The organism is Paraburkholderia unamae (assembly GCF_003268775.1).
GTDB classification, from domain to species: Bacteria; Pseudomonadota; Gammaproteobacteria; order Burkholderiales; family Burkholderiaceae; genus Paraburkholderia; species Paraburkholderia unamae.
Window position 1 is genome coordinate 484,049 of record NZ_QLSU01000003.1, and the last position, 16,314, is coordinate 500,362.

Annotated in this window: 14 protein-coding genes and 2 rRNA genes; 10 read left to right on the top strand and 6 right to left on the bottom strand. The window is 67.3% G+C overall.

What is annotated here, in order from left to right; genetic code table 11:
• Positions 1 to 30: 30 nt before the first annotated feature.
• The 6 genes from bcsE (at position 31) to bcsR (ending at position 7,338) form a co-directional block, all read left to right on the top strand.
• Positions 31 to 1,842: a cellulose biosynthesis protein BcsE gene (gene bcsE, locus C7401_RS07330; protein ID WP_112170677.1), complete on the top strand. Its 1,812-nt coding sequence runs from the start codon at positions 31 to 33 to the stop codon at positions 1,840 to 1,842.
• A gap of 9 nt (positions 1,843 to 1,851) precedes the next feature.
• On the top strand, positions 1,852 to 2,055 hold the full coding sequence (locus tag C7401_RS07335) for a hypothetical protein (RefSeq protein ID WP_112170678.1): 204 nt from the start codon (positions 1,852 to 1,854) through the stop codon (positions 2,053 to 2,055).
• Positions 2,052 to 2,873 (top strand): cellulose biosynthesis protein BcsQ, encoded by an 822-nt coding sequence (gene bcsQ, locus C7401_RS07340; protein ID WP_112170679.1) that lies wholly within the window; start codon positions 2,052 to 2,054, stop codon positions 2,871 to 2,873. The genes C7401_RS07335 and bcsQ overlap by 4 nt, the downstream gene beginning before the upstream one ends.
• Positions 2,870 to 5,476 carry a UDP-forming cellulose synthase catalytic subunit gene (gene bcsA, locus C7401_RS07345; RefSeq protein WP_258396916.1) on the top strand — a complete coding sequence of 869 codons (2,607 nt, stop codon included), beginning with the start codon at positions 2,870 to 2,872 and terminating at the stop codon, positions 5,474 to 5,476. The genes bcsQ and bcsA overlap by 4 nt, the downstream gene beginning before the upstream one ends.
• Positions 5,477 to 5,542: 66 nt before the next feature.
• Positions 5,543 to 7,129, top strand: coding sequence for a cellulose biosynthesis protein BcsG (bcsG, locus tag C7401_RS07350; protein ID WP_112170680.1), 1,587 nt, complete (start codon positions 5,543 to 5,545; stop codon positions 7,127 to 7,129).
• A complete protein-coding gene (gene bcsR / locus C7401_RS07355; protein WP_112170681.1) occupies positions 7,129 to 7,338 on the top strand; it encodes a BcsR/BcsP family cellulose biosynthesis protein in 210 nt (69 codons plus the stop codon). Before bcsG ends, bcsR begins: the two co-directional genes overlap by 1 nt.
• 22 nt (positions 7,339 to 7,360) lie before the next feature.
• On the opposite strand, the gene C7401_RS07360 is transcribed toward bcsR, so the two are convergent.
• The 4 genes from C7401_RS07360 to C7401_RS07375 all read right to left on the bottom strand — a co-directional run bounded on the left by C7401_RS07360 (position 7,361) and on the right by C7401_RS07375 (position 11,650).
• Positions 7,361 to 9,577: an O-linked N-acetylglucosamine transferase, SPINDLY family protein gene (locus C7401_RS07360; RefSeq protein ID WP_112170682.1), complete on the bottom strand. Its 2,217-nt coding sequence runs from the start codon at positions 9,575 to 9,577 to the stop codon at positions 7,361 to 7,363.
• A gap of 101 nt (positions 9,578 to 9,678) precedes the next feature.
• Entirely contained in the window at positions 9,679 to 10,548 is an 870-nt protein-coding gene (locus C7401_RS07365; RefSeq protein ID WP_112170683.1) for an SAM-dependent methyltransferase, read from the bottom strand.
• 12 nt (positions 10,549 to 10,560) lie between these two features.
• Positions 10,561 to 10,809: a hypothetical protein gene (locus tag C7401_RS07370; RefSeq protein ID WP_112170684.1), complete on the bottom strand. Its 249-nt coding sequence runs from the start codon at positions 10,807 to 10,809 to the stop codon at positions 10,561 to 10,563.
• Positions 10,757 to 11,650, bottom strand: coding sequence for a hypothetical protein (locus C7401_RS07375; protein ID WP_112170685.1), 894 nt, complete (start codon positions 11,648 to 11,650; stop codon positions 10,757 to 10,759). The genes C7401_RS07370 and C7401_RS07375 overlap by 53 nt, the downstream gene beginning before the upstream one ends.
• Positions 11,651 to 11,729: 79 nt before the next feature.
• Between C7401_RS07375 and C7401_RS07380 the strand changes: the two genes are divergently transcribed.
• The 4 genes from C7401_RS07380 (at position 11,730) to C7401_RS07395 (ending at position 15,841) form a co-directional block, all read left to right on the top strand.
• Entirely contained in the window at positions 11,730 to 12,071 is a 342-nt protein-coding gene (locus C7401_RS07380; RefSeq protein WP_112170734.1) for a helix-turn-helix domain-containing protein, read from the top strand.
• Positions 12,072 to 12,386: 315 nt separating this feature from the next.
• Positions 12,387 to 12,815 carry a GFA family protein gene (locus tag C7401_RS07385; RefSeq protein WP_112170686.1) on the top strand — a complete coding sequence of 143 codons (429 nt, stop codon included), beginning with the start codon at positions 12,387 to 12,389 and terminating at the stop codon, positions 12,813 to 12,815.
• A gap of 565 nt (positions 12,816 to 13,380) precedes the next feature.
• On the top strand, positions 13,381 to 15,363 hold the full coding sequence (gene rpoD / locus C7401_RS07390) for an RNA polymerase sigma factor RpoD (protein ID WP_112170687.1): 1,983 nt from the start codon (positions 13,381 to 13,383) through the stop codon (positions 15,361 to 15,363).
• A 169-nt stretch (positions 15,364 to 15,532) separates the two neighbouring features.
• Positions 15,533 to 15,841, top strand: coding sequence for an EthD family reductase (locus tag C7401_RS07395; RefSeq protein ID WP_112170688.1), 309 nt, complete (start codon positions 15,533 to 15,535; stop codon positions 15,839 to 15,841).
• 105 nt (positions 15,842 to 15,946) lie between these two features.
• On the opposite strand, the gene rrf is transcribed toward C7401_RS07395, so the two are convergent.
• A 5S ribosomal RNA gene (gene rrf, locus C7401_RS07400) occupies positions 15,947 to 16,060 on the bottom strand.
• A 171-nt stretch (positions 16,061 to 16,231) separates the two neighbouring features.
• A 23S ribosomal RNA gene (locus C7401_RS07405) occupies positions 16,232 to 16,314 on the bottom strand; the annotation flags it as partial.

Here is a 16,314-nt window from a genome sequence, read left to right on the forward strand (position 1 = left end):
GACGACGAAACCCGCGACCCGAGCCCTACGATGAACGATCCCGCCACCCTCCCCGCGACGCCGGCCGCCGGCGGCCGCGACCCGCGCCGCTCGCTGTTCTCGCGCCTCGCGCGCCGCGAGCCGCTTGCGATCGACGGCCTGCCGGCCTCGCTCGCCACGCTCGGCGCGGGCCAGGTGCACGTGGTCTACGCAGGCGCGTCGCCCGCGCGCGACGCGCTGTTCTGGCAGACGGCCGCGGCCGCGCTCGCCGGTCCCGCCACCGTGCTCTCCACGCGCGACGCCGCCAGCCTCGCCGCCACGCTGCGCGATCATGGCGTGGACATCGACAGGAGCGGCGCCCTGCATGCGTGGGCAAACGTATGCGCGCTGCGGCCGCAGCCGGAGCGCGACGGCGCGCAGGTGCTGATCGAAGCGCTCGACGCGCTGGCCACCCAATGCGCGGCGCCCGAAAGCCAGTTCTTCATCGAGGGCGCGGAGGCGTTCTTCAACTGGCAGGACGCCGCCGCGCTCGCAAGCCAGGGCGCGCAGCTTGCGGGCTGGTGCGCGCAGCATCGTTACGGTGTGCTGATGGTGGCCGCGCCGCCAGGTCTCGGCGACGATCAGGAGCATCCCGAGCTGGACGCGTTTCAGGCGCGCTTCGCGGGCGCGGCGCAACTGCACCAGGTGCAGGGCCAGTATCACTGGGAAGTGGCGTTCTGGCGCGCCGGCGACGCGGTGCACGGCAGCCAGAGCGTGCCGCTGCGCTTTTCGGCCGCCGATCACCGGCTCACGGTCTCGGGCGGCACGTTCGAAACCGAGATCGGCGAAGCGGGCCTGCTCGCCCCCGACGAAGGCCGCGTGATCGTTTCGCGCGACGCCATGCTGCACGAGCGCGTGCTGCCGCCGGCGTGGCAGATCGTCGACAACAACGAGGCGGCCGTGGCCGCCGCGCGCACCTCGGTCGCGGCCACGCTGATTCTCGACTTCAGCGTGAATCGCGATCTGGAAACGCTCGCCGAACAGGTGCACACGCTGCGCCTGCAATGCGGCGAAGCGCTCAAGATCATCGTGCGCGAGGACGCCGTGGCCATGCGCTACGAGTCGCTCATGCTCAACCTCGGCGCGAACCGCGTGATCGCGCGGCAAACGCCGCTCGCCCAGGTCGAGGCCATCGTCGACAGTCTGCAAGGCCAGGTGTATTCACGGCCCATGCCCGCCGATTACCGGGCGGCGCTCGCCGCCGTGGTGCATGGCGAGGAAAGCGGCTACGTGGGCGCGGCGCACTTCGTCGAACTCGTGCGCGCGGCCGTGGAGCGCAGCCGCGTGATCCAGTTGCCGAGCGTGCTGATCCGCCTCGCGCTGATGCCGGAAGTCGCGCACGTGGACGCGCTCAAGGCATGCCACTTGCGCCGCGCGGGCGACATCGTGACCGCGAACGGCGACAGCCTCTACGTGTTCTTCTTCGCGTGCCGCCTGAGCGACGCCGACGCCGTGTGCCAGCGCGTGTTCCAGTTGCCGCTGGCCGAGCTGTTCCAGGGCGAGGAGCGCTACGGCGACGCCCGCGCGATCACCGAATCGCTCACCACGCTCGCCGACGAAATCGAAACCACGCCGCCGCCCGACTATTCGGGCTGGCTCGCGCTCAACGAGGGGCAGCCCGCCGCGGCCGCCACCGTCTCGGTGCAGGCGAACGGCCAGAGCGTGCCGCCGGCCGCGACGAGTGTGGCGGCCGCGCCCGTCGAACCGCGCGCCACGGCTCCCATAAACGGCGACCTGTTGCCCGCGCTCGACCCCGCCGCGCGTGCGGACAACGCGAAGCCGCGCGCCGCGCCGCGCCGCGCGCCGCTGCCGCTCAAAGCATAGGAGAGCGACATGGATGTCTTCCTCGGTTACTTCGTCTGGGGCTTGATACTCGGCGTGCCGCTCTCCTGGATCGGCTGGCGTCTGCGGCTCGGCCGCTTCGTGCCGATGTGGCTGCGCCCCGTGCGCTCGCGCCCGCTCCAGTTGCCGCCGCAACTGGAGCCCCTCGTGATTCGCGGCCAGCGCCGCTTTGGCCAGACGGGGTCGCGCCGATGAAAACCATCGCCATCGTGTCCACCGTCGGCGGCGCGGGCCGCACCACGCTCACCGCCGCGCTCGCCGGGTTGCTGGCCGCGCGCGAGCACGTCGCGCTCGCCGTGGAATGCGACCCGCGCAACGTGCTCTCGCTGCATTTCGGCTTGCGCGAGAACGCGCGCGAAGGACTCGTCACGCATCTGGCGGCCGGCACGGACGACGACGCCTGGTCGCGCGCCGCGCTGCAAAGCGACGACGGCGTGCTCGTGCTGCCGTGGGGCACGCTCGCGGGCAACGACGATTCCCCCGGCGACGACGCCAGCGCCAAGCTCGACGCGCGCCCCGGCTGGCTGCGCGAGCTGCTCGCCCGCGTGGACCTGCCCGCGCATACGCTCGCGCTCATCGATGCGGGCACGTGGCCCTCGGCGCACGCGCGCCAAGCGATCGACGCGGCCGACCTCGTGCTCGGCGTGCTCACGCCCTGCGCCACCGCGTGCGCGACGCTGCCGCGCTTCATCGACGCGCTCGTGCGCGCGCAAAAGCGCGCCGTGTTCGTGGCCAACGCGGTCGTGCCCGCGCGCCAGTTGCACATGGACGTGGTCGCGCTGCTGCGCGCGCGCCTGGGCGCCGCCATGCTGCCCTACCTCGTGCACGCCGATACGGGTGTGCCCGCCGCGCTCGCCGGCGGGGAAAACTTCTGCCTGAGCGCGCCCAGCTCGCAGGCCGCGCACGACTTCAACGGCGTGGCCTCGTGGATCTCGCACTGGAGCACCGGCGCGAGCCTCGACGCGACCGACGAACCGCTCGCGCGGCACGCCGCACGCGGAGGCACGCCATGATCCGCGAGCGCGTCGGCGCGATGTGGACTGCAACGTGGGCCGCGTTCTGGGCGGCGCTGCGCCGCCTGAGTGCGCCCGAGCTCAACCTCGCGCCCGACGCCACGGGCGGCCAGTGGCTGCTGCGCGCCTTTTTCCGGCCGCCGCGCCCCGGCCGGCGCGACGTGCCGGCCCTCGCGTTCGCGTGGCTCGGCAAGGACATCGGCCGGCGCCTGAACATGGGCCGCGACCGCAGCGCGAGCGCGTGGCTGATGCGGCTCTTTCTGCGGCCGCGCCGCGCGCGCCAGCGCCTCGCCGCCGACCTGCGCAAACTCCACAAGGCGCCGCACGGCCACCATCGCTTCGCGCTGCGCGCCTGGCTCGCCCGCATGCTCGAACCCGCGTATCGCGGCGTCTCGCGCGTGAGTTCGGCCGTGGGACGGCATCTGCCCGACGTGCCGTGGGACGGCGTCCAGCAGCGCCTCGAACAGGCTTCCGAGTCGCTCGACCGCGTGCCTTTCCTGCGCCAGTGCCTGCTGTGGCTCGCCTTCGTCGCGGCCATCGTCGTGTGCACGACGCCGCTGCCGTTCGCGGGTCAGGTCCTGCTGTTCCTGCTCGTGTACGTCGTGGTGCTGATCGCGCGCCGCGTGCCGGGACGGCTCGCCACCATGCTGATGGTGATGCTCTCGATCCTCATGACGGGCCGCTACGTGTGGTGGCGCTCCACGCAAACGCTGCACCTTTCGAGCCCCGCCGAAGCCATCGTCGGCTACATCCTCTACGCGGCCGAACTGTACACGTGGATCGTGCTGATCTTCGGCTACGTGCAGACCGCTTGGCCGCTGCGACGCAAGCCCTCGCCGCTGCCCGACGACCCCGCCGACTGGCCGACCGTCGACATCTACATTCCCACCTATAACGAGTCGCTTTCGGTGGTGCGGCCCACCGTGTTCGCCGCCAGCTCGATCGACTGGCCGCGCGACAAGCTGCGCGTCTACATTCTCGACGACGGCGACCGCGACGAATTCCGCGACTTCGCGCGCGATGCGGGCGTGGGCTACCTGCGCCGCGACGAACACACGCACGCGAAAGCGGGCAACATCAACCACGCGATGCCGCTCACCGACGGCGAGTACATCGCGATCTTCGATTGCGACCACATTCCCACGCGCTCCTTCCTGCAAACGACCGTGGGCGTGTTTCTCGCCGACAAGAAGTGCGCGATGGTGCAAACGCCGCACCACTTCTTCTCGCCCGACCCGTTCGAGCGCAACTTCGACACGTTCCACCGCGTGCCCAACGAAGGCAGCCTGTTCTACGGCCTGATCCAGGACGGCAACGACTTCTGGGACGCCACGTTCTTCTGCGGCTCGTGCGCCGTCATCAAGCGCGCGGCGCTCGAACACATCGGCGGGATCGCGACCGAGACGGTGACCGAAGACGCCCATACCTCGCTGCGCCTGCATCGCCACGGCTATACCTCGGCTTACCTGCGCACCGTGCAGGCGGCGGGGCTCGCCACGGACAGCCTCGCTGACCACATCGGCCAGCGCATCCGCTGGGCGCGCGGCATGACGCAGATCTTCCGCATCGATAATCCGTGGGTCGGCAAGGGCCTCTCGTTCTTCCAGCGCATGTGCTACAGCAACGCCATGCTGCACTTCTTCTACGGCTTCCCGCGCCTCATCTTCCTCGTGATGCCGGGCGCGTACCTGTATTTCGGACTCCATGTGATCAACACACCCGCGCCCGTGATCCTCGCGTACGTGGTGCCGTATCTGGTGATTGCAGCCATCGCCAACTCGCGCATCCAGGGACGCTACCGGCACTCGTTCTGGGCCGAGGCCTATGAGTCGGTGCTCGCGTGGTACATCGTGCTGCCCACCACCATGGCGTTCATCAACCCGAAGCTCGGCAAGTTCAACGTGACCTCCAAGGGCGGCCACATCGAGCACGAATATCTCGACTGGACGATTTCGAAGCCGTATCTCGTGCTGCTCACAATCAACGTGTGCGCCGTGCTCGCGGGCATTGGCCGCCTCACGATCTGGCCGACCGACGAGCCCGCCACGGTGTTCATGAATCTCTTCTGGGCCACCGTGAACCTCATCGTGCTCGGCCTCGCGCTCGGCGTGGCGAAGGAAGCGAAGCAGGTGCGCGTCGCGCACCGCATTCCGCTGCGCGTGCCCGCCATGCTCACGCTGCCCGACGGACGCACGCTCGCGTGCAAGACCGAGAACTACTCGATGGGCGGTCTCGGCCTCATGTTGCCCGCCGACGCCGTGGCAAAGCTCGCGCCGGGCGAGTGCATCAACGTGACGCTCTCGCGCGGCGTGCTGGAGCACGACTTTCCCGCCGTGGTCGCGCGCCTGGCCGACCGGCGTCTGGGCGTGCGCTTCGTCGGCATGACGGTGGAGACGGAGCGCAAGCTCGTGGAATGCACGTTCGGCCGCGCCGACGCCTGGCTCGAATGGGAGGACGAGCCCCCCACCGACGCGCCGCTGCACGGCCTCGTCCAGTTGATCGAGCTGAGCTGGCAGGGCTACATGCGCCTGATCGACGCGTTCTTCGACGCACTGGAAAGTCTCTTCACGCGACGCCGGGCCGATCAGGCCCGCCAGCCCTGACAACCCTGATAACCACAGCCGCCACATCACGCCGCCACACCCTGGAACTGGAACGCGAACACCATCATGGGTCTCTGGAATCTCTACTTCCTCGCCAAGCTGTACCTCTACTCGATCGGCACGCTCAAGCCCGAGTGGTGGATGAACTTCGGCTTCGTCATCCTGCTGCTCGTGCCGCTGCGCTACCGGTGGCTGCGTATCGCGCGCCATGTGATCGCCGTCATCGTGGGCATCGCCATTGCGTACCACGAGTCGAGCATGCCCGACATCGGCCGGGCGATCTCGCAGATTCCGGTGCTGCTCACTTTCACGCCCGCGTACATGTTCGAGCTCACGCGGCGCGTGATCTCGCTTTCGATGGTCGTCACGGCGGTGCTGGCGGTGCTGCTCTACTTCCTCATCAACCGCTGGGTGCGCGTGACGACGCTCGTGCTCATCGCGCTCGTGGTCATGCCGGTGTGGCAGGGCGTGGGCTCGATCGTCGCGAACGCGACCGCCAATGCCTCGCTCGCGAGCAGCGGCGACGACGACGGCGGCACGGGCAAGAAGCGCGACGAGCAGTCGGGCAGCTACGACCAGCAGCTCGCGGCGTTCCGCGCCAACGAGGAAGGCCGCCACGTGAATTTCACGCCGCTCACGACCGACGCGAACGCGCAGTTCGACATCATCGTGGTGCATATCTGTTCGCTCTCGTGGGACGACATGGATGTCGTGAAGATGCGCAACAACCCGCTGTTCTCGCGCTTCGACTACATCTTCCAGAACTTCAGCTCCGCCGCGAGCTATAGCGGCCCCGCCGCGATTCGCGTGCTGCGCGCCTCCTGCGGGCAGGAGCCGCACAAGGCGCTCTACGACCCCGCGCCGCCCGAGTGCCATCTGTTCGCGCAGCTCGCGCAGGCGGGCTACAAGCCGCAGGCGCTGCTCAACCACAACGGCCGCTTCGACAATTTCCGTGGCACGGTGGTCAATGAAATCGGCGTGCCGGGCGTGACGATTCCCTCGAACGACGGCCTGCCGGAAGCGATGAAGGAGTTCGACGGCTCGCCGCTCGTCGGCGACTACGACGTGCTCTCGCGCTGGTACAAGCAACGCGTCGCCGCGGGCGGCGGTCCGGTCGCGCTCTACTACAACACGGTCTCGATGCACGACGGCAACCGCTTGCCCCGGCCGAACAACAATCTCACGAGTCTCCAGTCCTACCCGATCCGGCTACAAAATCTGCTCGGCGACGTCGACAAGCTGATCAACCTCGTTGCGCAATCGGGGCGCCGCGCCGTGATCGTGTTCGTGCCCGAGCACGGCGCGGCGCTGCGCGGCGAGGAGAACCAGATTGCGGGCATGCGCGAGATCCCTACGCCGAACATCGTCCACGTGCCCGTGGGCGTGAAGGTGGTGGGGCTGCCGGCCGGCAGCGAGCACACCGGCGGCGTGACGACCATCGACACGCCGACCAGCTATCTCGCGCTCGCGCAACTGCTCTCGAATCTCGTGGCGCACAGTCCGTTCGCCATCGGCGCGCCGCCGCTCGCGCAGTACGCGAGCAACCTGCCGCAAACGCGCATGGTGGGCGAAAACGAAGGCACGGTCACCATGACGACGCCAAATGGCTACGTGATCCATACGCCCGACGGCGTGTGGGTGGAGGGCAAGTAATGGCGCTGCGCTTGTGGGGTTCCGGGCGGCGTTCGCGCAGCGGTCCCGCGCTGCCGAGCGATATCGACGCGCTGGCGCGCCTTGTCGAGGGCGTGGATCGCGACCGCTATCTCGACGTCCAGGCCGAGGACGCGTGGCAGGCCGCCGCGAGACGCTGGCCGCTCGTGGCGGCCTTGCTGGAGCTGACGGTGGAGGAGAAAAAGGGCTGAGTTCGCCACAAACGGGTACGGGTCAGGACGCCGCGCCGGGGGCCGCGCGCTGCTCCGTACACCACGCTTTCCACATGTGCCGGAAAGCGGCTTCCATATTGCGCGCGAAACGCGCGCCGTCCATGAGCGGCGACGCTTGCATGCGCGCGCGCAGGCCGGCGCGCAGCGCGGTGAGGCGCGGCAGGTCGCGCGCGAGCGACGTGAGCGCGGCCAGGTAGCCGGCGTCGCTCGACGCGGCCAACTCCGGCAATCCGAGGTTCGCAAGCAGGCAGAGCCCGGCGCGGCTCACCGCCGAGCGGCCGTAGCGCGTGGGCACCGGCACGCCCATCCAGAAGGCGTCGAGACTCGTGGTGTGGCCGTTGGCCGGGAACGTGTCGAGTGCGATGTCGATTCGCCCGTAGGTGCGCAAATAATCGGTGCGCCCCTGAAAGCCCACGAAGCTCACGCGCGCCGGATCGATGCCGTGCGCCGCGAAGCGCGCTGCCAGCCGCTCGCGGGCGCGGCCCGGCGGCGCCATCAGCAGCAGGCGTGACTCGGGCAGCGCGGCGAACACGCCGGACCAGAGCGTCAGCGTGGCTTCGGTCAGCTTGCAGGGATTGTTCAGGCATCCGAACGTGATGTGCCCGGCCGACTGCGCCGGCAGCGGATTCACGTCCACGCCCGGTGCGAGCGCGTCATAGCACCAGAAGCTGTCGGGCAGGCGCAGCGAGCGCTCGGTGTACTGATCGTCGATACGCGCCGGGCCCACCGGGTCGAGCCAGGGGTCGGTCAGGCGCCAGCCGATGGACGGGCTGCCCGTCGTGCCCGGATACGCGAGCCAGGCCGCCTGAACCGGCGCGGGCCGCCGCGCGAACAGCAAGCGCCGCGCGCCGTCCATGTGCATCGTCAGGTCGACGAGCACGTCGATGCGGTCGTCGCGGATCTGCCGGGCGAGGCGCGCGTCGTCGAAATCATGCACGTCGCGCCAGATGTCGGCAAAGCTGCGTAGCTGGTTTGTCACTTCGTCGGCCTTTGCGCCCAGCGAGTAGCAGACGATATCGAACGCCGCGTGATCGTGATGGCGCAACAGCGGCGTGGTGAACAGCGACTGGCAGTGGTGGCGAAAATCGGGCGACACGTAGCCGATGCGCAGCCGCCGCGCCGGTTCGGGCGTATTCGCGTAATGCGCGCCCTCGCTGGCGGCGAGCAGCGCCGACTCGTGGCGGGCCGAGAATTGTTCGGCTTCGGCACGCAGCGCGTGGCCGTCGTCGACGGCGAACATCAGCGACCAGAGCAGGTTGCTGTGCGCGCCGATACCGGCGGGATGGCAGGCCATGGCGCGGCGATAGCAGGCGATGGCCTCGCCGATGTCGCCCGACTTGCTGTGCGCGTTGCCCAGATTGATGTGCGCGTCGGCAAAGTCGGGCTTGATCGCGATGGCGCGGTCGAACGCCGCGCGCGCCTCGTCGATATGGCCGGACTGCATGAGCAGGTTGCCAAGGTTGTTCCACGCGGACACCCGGCCGGGATCGCGTTCGAGCGCGCGCTCGAGCGCCGCCTTCGCTTCGTCGATGCGGCCCGCGCCCAGCAGGACGCAGCCGAGATTCGTGAGCACGTCGACCGACTCCGGTGCGAGCTTGTGGGCGTGCTCGAGCACGCTCAGCGCTTCGGGGGTGCGATGCGTTGCGAGCAAAACCTGCGCGAGGTTGTTCCAGGCGTTGACGTGACCCGGCGCGAGGTCGAGCGTGCGGCGCAGCAGTGCTTCCGCACGGGCGAACTCGCCCGCCTTGTGCAGCATGGTCCCGTAGTTGAAGTGAATCGCCGCGTGGGCGGGCGCGAGCGCAATCGCGCGCTCGAAGTGGCGCGTGGCCTGTGCGCAATCGCCCGCTTCGCCGTAGAGGTGGCCCAGGTTGTTGTGCGCGACGGGAAAGTCCGGCAGCAGTTCGATCGCGCGGTGCAGCGCCCGGATCGCGATGTCGCGGTCGGCGGCGCGCTGGCAGGTCATGGCGAAGTTCACGAGAAAGAGCGGGTCTTCCCGCTCGGCGAGCGCGCGACCGATGAGCGCACGGGCGGCCAGAGGATCACGCCCGCTTTCGATCAAGCCTGCGAGGTTCAGCGCGTTGGCGTCGTGCGGATTGGCCGCGATCAGGCGCTCGCACAGCGTGCGCGCCGTATGCGTTTCACCGCGCTGCCAGGCGGCTTCGGCTGCGGCGAACGTTTCTTCCGGGCGCGGCGCATCGGTGGTCTGGGAGGTGGGCATGTTCGTGAACGCTTTCGCGGCGCCGGAGGGAGAAGCCGGGCATGGCGATGCGTGCGGTGCGTGTATGAGGACAACTTGTGATTGTCGCCGCGTCTCGATATTCAGGTAACGCGTTGCGCGAGCACGCAGCGCTCCAACGGCATGCAGGTGAGCGCGCGGCCGGTGGGTGCGATAAAGCGTCGCTCGAGCGCCACGGCTTCGGGATGTTCGAGCACGCGCCAGCCGTATGACGCGAGGAACGACGGCAGCGCCTGCGGATCGAGGCCGAAGCGCCAGACGGACTGCCGCGCAACGAAACGCCGATGCATGGCCGCCGCGCCATACAACTCGCGGCCCGCCAGAAAGTCCTTGAGCACGTAGGTCAGCGCGAGCCGGCTGCCGGGCGCGGCGGTCGCGAGAAAGTCGAGTGTCGCGCGCACGCCCGCTTCGTCCAGATACTGCGTGACGCCTTCCCAGATGAAGAACGTGCGCCGGGCGCGCCCGTAACCGCGCGCGGCGAGCACTGCCGCGATGGACTCGTGCTCGAAATCGATCGCCACCAGTTGCACATGGGCGGGCACCTTGCCGAAGCGCGCCACGGCTCGCCGCCGCTTCGCCTCGATGTTCGCCGCTTGATCCAGTTCCCAGGCGGGCAAGGCGGCGGCCGGCCGCGGCCGGAATGCGCGCGTGTCGAAACCGGCGCCGAGGTTGACGAGCGCCTCCATTTGCGGCGACGAAGCGTGCAGCGCCTCGTCGATATAGCGCTTGCGGCACAGGACGCCGCCCCAGAGACCGGGGTGTTTGCGCTCGGTCGCGCGCATCAGCCAGCGTGCGCCGCCAGCGCCGCAGCGCTCGGCCAGCACCCGCGCAACGGGCGGCAGAAAAGCGGCGGCGAGCGCATCGTCGACGATGCGCTCCGCGGGCGGCAGGTTGTGCTCGATGGCGACCAGCGCCGTTGGGCCCGCTCCGGTACGTGCCGCTTCGCGGGTCATCGCGCCGGTCTTTCAGTGATCCTGATGGCCGTTGCCGGCGCCCGGCCGCACGACGGTTATCGAGTCGAACACGGCCTGCGCGCACGCCAGTTCGTCGAGTGCGCGATCGAGCCCCGATTGCGCGGCGCCATAGGCCAGCGGCGAGGCGACTTCGTCGTCGATCTCGGTGCGAAGCGCGCGAAAGGCGCGCTCGACGTTGCGGCTCGCCTCAAAAAAGCGTTGCGCGGCCTCGGCCTCTTGTGAACGGGTGGGAATCGCCATGGATGAGTTCCATCGTGAGCTGCGTCCAGTCTCCCGCGCGGGAGACATGGCGCATGCGGGCGCCGCCATGGCGCGAGGACGCCGTGTGCTCGGCCGGCGGCACGTCGAAAAGGTCGCGCGTGTAGCCGCGCGACTGCTGCGCGCAAGCCTCGCTGCGCACGCGCTTCGTGAGGGTTGCCCAGGTCTCGAAGTCGCCCATGCGCGACGCCTCGTGGATCGCCGCGAGATCGCGCGCCTTCACGAGCGTGGGCTGTGTGAGGCGCACGAAATACGGTGCCTCCAGTTCCGCCGTGAACACGAGCGCATGGCTCTTGCCGCCCGCCTGCGCGGCCCGCTCGACGCAGTCCACCACCACGGTGCCTTGCGAGGGGCTGGGCGCCTTGCCCGTGTTCACGCTGCGCAGCCGCTCCGGATGCAAGCGCAACGAACTGCCGATGCTGAGCTCGGTGGGCGAGACGCAGACGAGCGCGTAGTGGTGCTCGCGCGCGGCGCCGGAGGGCAGCGTGGCGCTGCTCGTGACGAACACGTGCTGCGGGAGCTGGCGCACCTGGCCGCTCGCGTCGATCCACGCATTCCAGACCACGACGTCGGCGCGGCCGGCGCGCTTGACCGCCGCGCGCGGACGGCTTGCCGCCGGCGAAAAAAGCGCGAGGAGCGACCCCGTGCGCAATGCGGCGACCTGCGCGCTGCTGCCGAGCGACTGGCCGATGCCCCACAGGAACCGCCCGCCGCCCTGCCGGCGCTCCCACTCCTTGCGCAGGATCAGCGTGGGGAGATCAACGCCGGCATCTGGCCCGATGCGGGACCAGCAAAACGTGGGCGGCAGGTGTTTTAGAGCCATCGACTTCCTCGGAATGCGGCTGCCCGTCGATTCTGACAGGCAATTCAATAACCGTTACTGTATAGGTATAATGCATGACATGGAAGCCCCAGACACTCATTTTCCCGTGCAGGAGCTGCTGCGGCGGTTATCGGCAGATGCGCGTTCTGCCAGCGAAATCGCGCGTCTTTCCGGCGTCAGCCAGCCTACCGTTTCACGTCTTCGCACGTCGAACGGGCGGCGGGTGCGCCGGAGCGCGTCATTCAACAAGCTATGCAGTTTCTATGGTGTGAAGGCGCCGGCGGCGGGCCGGCATGCGGCGGCTTATAACGATTTGCTGCGCAACGCAATCGTCGAGGCCTGGGACGGTTCGGAGGAGCACGGCCGCGCGCTGCTCGTCGTCATCAAGGGATTGAAGGAACTGCGGGAAAGGCCGGGGTAGGCCCGTGGTGCGGTTACCTGGCGTGCGGGGCGCGAAAGGTAACCATCTATGGGAAAGTCACCGCTGAATTCGGTGTTTTGGGGCCTCGGGAACGCGCATTGGCCGGCGCACAGGGCAATCCTGGCAGCCCAATCCCCATATGCGGTGACCTTTGCTGTTTCCTGCGCAGCGCGAGACCGATGCGTAAGATGGTGGTGACGCTTACGAGACGGAACGCCGTTCGCAGACTGGCTGCATTGCAATGTTTGACATTGGCCTGGTCATTGCCGATTGACCGGTCGATTCATTCGACCCACATCTGCCCTTGCGCCCATCATGCCCGCCGACACCCACATCGATCCTTCCACCGCGCTGCGCGGCCAGTGCCTGTGCGGCGCTGTCCGCTACGACGTCGCGAATGCGTTCCGTTACGCGTTCATCTGCCACTGCTCGCAGTGCCGCCGCGCGACCGGTTCGGCGTTCAAGCCCTTCGCGGGCATCGAGCGCGAAGCGCTTCGCCTCACGCAGGGCGCGGCGCATGCATTGATCTACGGCGATCCCCAGGCCGCTCACGACGTCCATTGCGGCCGCTGCGGCTCGCTGCTCTATTCAGTCGTGCGCGAAGGCGCCTATGTCCACGTGACGCTCGGCACGCTGGTCGACGCGCCCGATATCCGCCCGGCTGCGCATATCTTCGTGGGCTCGCGGGCCCCGTGGTTCGAGATCACCGATTCGCTGCCGCAATACGACGAATTCCCGCCCTGACCCGGCGCCGTGCTGCGCTCTTGTCCACGGGGATGCCGATCCCCATATGGAAGCTACGCAGGCGATTGGGTGACCCAGCGGGCGCCGGGCACCGTCAACCCGCGCTCCGGCGAGTGCGTTCAAAGTGTTGTCTCGATTCGCACGTGAGATTGACGGGGTACGAGCGAATTCGGAGCGCATAAATGAGTAATGGGGAACGATTGCACGTGCAAGGCCTGAAGATCAAATTTAGCGGAACAAACCGTGCGAAAGTTTGTCTAAGGGAATCACGTAGAAAGTGCGCGATCGGCTGGATGAGCAAACGACCCGACCCTAAAGGCGGTCAATGTGCCGCAAACACGACGATTCGGGTTGCCTCGCATGCCGTAACGCACTACCATACGCGGTCTTTCTGCATTGCACGAAAATCCAGGCTGCCACGCCTTTGTGCGTTTGGCGCTCGCTTGGCGGGACCGGCATGCGCGCCCCCGCCCACTCCCCTGCAATTTCGTCATCGCCAGGACGCCACGCCGCTGGCGCGTGACCCTTTTTGCCCTTGTCGGGCTATCCCTTCGAGGAGAATGTATTGACAAGCCATGACCGGGACGAAGCGCTGACCTCGTCTGCCCGCCCCGCACGCCGCTCGTCGAAAGACAAGTCCGGCGACACGAATCAGATGGACGCAGGCTCGCAACTCGAAAAACGCCAGCATCAAATGCGGGCGCTCATCAAGCTCGGCCGCGAACGCGGTTATCTCACGCACGCCGACATTAACGACCATCTGCCCGATAACTTCGCGCAGACGGCCGCGCTCGAAACGATCGTCGCCACGTTCAACGACATGGGCGTGCAGGTCTACGAGCAGGCGCCCGACGCCGACACGCTGCTGCTGAACGAAGATTCCCGCGCCGACCAGCAGGCCGACGACGAAGCCGACGAGGAAGTCGAAGTCGCGCTCTCGACGGTCGACTCCGAGTTCGGCCGCACGACCGACCCCGTGCGCATGTATATGCGCGAAATGGGCTCGAGCGAGCTGCTTACGCGTGCCGGCGAAATCGAAGTCGCCAAGCGCATCGAAGACGGCCTCCAGGAAATGATCCAGGCGATCGCGGCTTGCCCGTCGATCGTCGCGACGATTCTCGCCGACGCCGACCGTATTGCCGCCGACGAAATGCGCATCGACGAGCTCGTCGACGGCATCGGCAGCGACGAAGCCGCGCAAGAGCCGGCCGCTGCGGCCGACACCGACTCGGACGAAGAAGTCGACGCTCAGGCCTCGGACGACGACTCGTCGGACGATTCCGATGAAGACAGCGACGACGACGCCGACAACAGCAAGGCCAACGAAGCGTTGCTCGCGCAACTGAAGGCGGACAGCCTCGCGATCTTCGCGCGCGTTCGCACGCTGTTCGAACAGATGGCATGCACGACGGACGTCAACGCGCGCGCCTCGTCCGCCGAGATGCAGATCTGCGCCGACATCCAGACCGAACTCGCGCCGATCCGCTTCACGGCCCGCACCATCGACCGCCTGTGCACGCTGCTGCACGAGCAGGTCGCACAGATTCGTGCGATCGAGCGCAATGTGCTCGCCATCGTCGTCGATCGCTGCGGCATGCCGCGCGAGGCGTTCGTGGAGCAGTTCCCGGGCCACGAAACCGATCTGGAATGGGGCGTGCGCGCCGCTGCCGCATCGAGCAAGTACGGTCCTTCGATCGAGCGCAGCCTGCCCGCTATCCAGGCGGAACAGCGCAAGCTCGCCGAGATCGAAGCGGCTGCATCGTTGTCGCTGCAACAGATCAAGGCGATCAACCGCCGCATGACGGTTGCCGAGTCGAAGATGCGCCAGGCGAAGGGCGAGATGGTCAAGGCCAACCTGCGTCTCGTGATCTCGATCGCGAAGAAGTACGTGAACCGCGGCATGCAGTTCCTCGACCTGATCCAGGAAGGCAACATCGGCCTGATGAAGGCCGTGGACAAGTTCGAATATCGCCGTGGCTGGAAGTTCTCGACGTACGCGACGTGGTGGGTGCGTCAGGCCGTGACGCGTGCGCTCGCCGACCAGGCGCGCACGATCCGCGTGCCGGTGCACATGATCGAAACGATCAACAAGCTCAACCGCATCTCGCGCGAGATTCTTCAGCAGACGGGCATGGAAGCGCATCCGGCGGATCTCGCCGCGCGCATGGGCATGACCGAAGAGAAGGTGCGCGGCATCCTCAAGATCGCCAAGCAACCGGTCTCGCTCGAAAGCCCGGTGGGCGACGACGGCGACGCGACGCTCGGCGACATGATCGAGGACGCGGGTTCGGCTTCGCCGGCCGACGCGGCGATCCACGCGAACATGCGCGCTGCCATCGACGAGGCGCTCAAGGCGCTCTCGCCGCGCGAAGCGAAGGTGCTGCGCATGCGTTACGGCATCGACACGACTTCGGACCACACGCTCGAAGAAGTGGGCAAGCAGTTCGACGTGACGCGTGAGCGGATTCGCCAGATCGAAAGCAAGGCGATGCGCAAGCTGATGCACCCGAGCCGCGCGGACAAGCTGCGGCCGTTCCTGGAGCGTTAAGCGGTTTTAACGCAGCGCTTGTAGAGTGCTCGAATGAAAAAAGCCCGTCACACATGTGACGGGCTTTTTTGTTTGGCACGCTTGGACGACTCGAGCGCGATGAACGGCTACCGGCCTGACTTCGCACATGCGCGTAATATGTCCTGCCAACCCACCAGGAGACAACGTCATGGCCAAGCTCGTCGTGCTCTACAAAACTCCGGCGGATACCGCCGCGTTCGATGCCTACTACGCGTCGACGCATATCCCCCTCGCGAAGAAAATCCCGGGCATGACGCGTTACGAAGTCAGCAACGGGCCGGTGTCGACGCCGCAAGGGCCATCGCCGTATCACCTCGCGGCCGTGCTGAGCTTCGATAGCTTCGATGCTTTGCGTGCCGGTCTCGGCTCGCCCGAAGGCGAGGCCGCGGCGCGTGACGTCGGCAATTTCGCACAGGCGGGCGCCAACCTTTTGTTCTTCGACACGAAGGACGTATAGAAGAATCGCGCGACGTTTTGCTCGCACACGCATTTCAGACACGTAAACGCCAGAACCCCGGCTCTCTTTCGGAGACACCGGGGTTCTGGACTTGCTGCATAAGGAGCCTGACGATTACCTACTTTCACACGGGCAATCCGCACTATCATCGGCGTGGAGTTGTTTCACGGTCCTGTTCGGGATGGGAAGGGGTGGGACCAACTCGCTATGGTCATCAGGCATGACGGGTTGCTGCGTCGACTCGGGTTCTGGTTGAACCTGGCGCCACAGCCAATCGGGAAGAAGCGTAAAGAGGTGTTGCTCAATTGGGGTTGTGTTGTTTCTGGCACAACACATGATCTCAACCTGTGCGCTCTTCTCTTCACATCGGAAGGAAGACACACCTGTTATAGGATCAAGCCTTACGGGCAATTAGTATCAGTTAGCTTAACGCATTACTGCGCTTCCACACCTGACCTATCAACGTCCTGGTC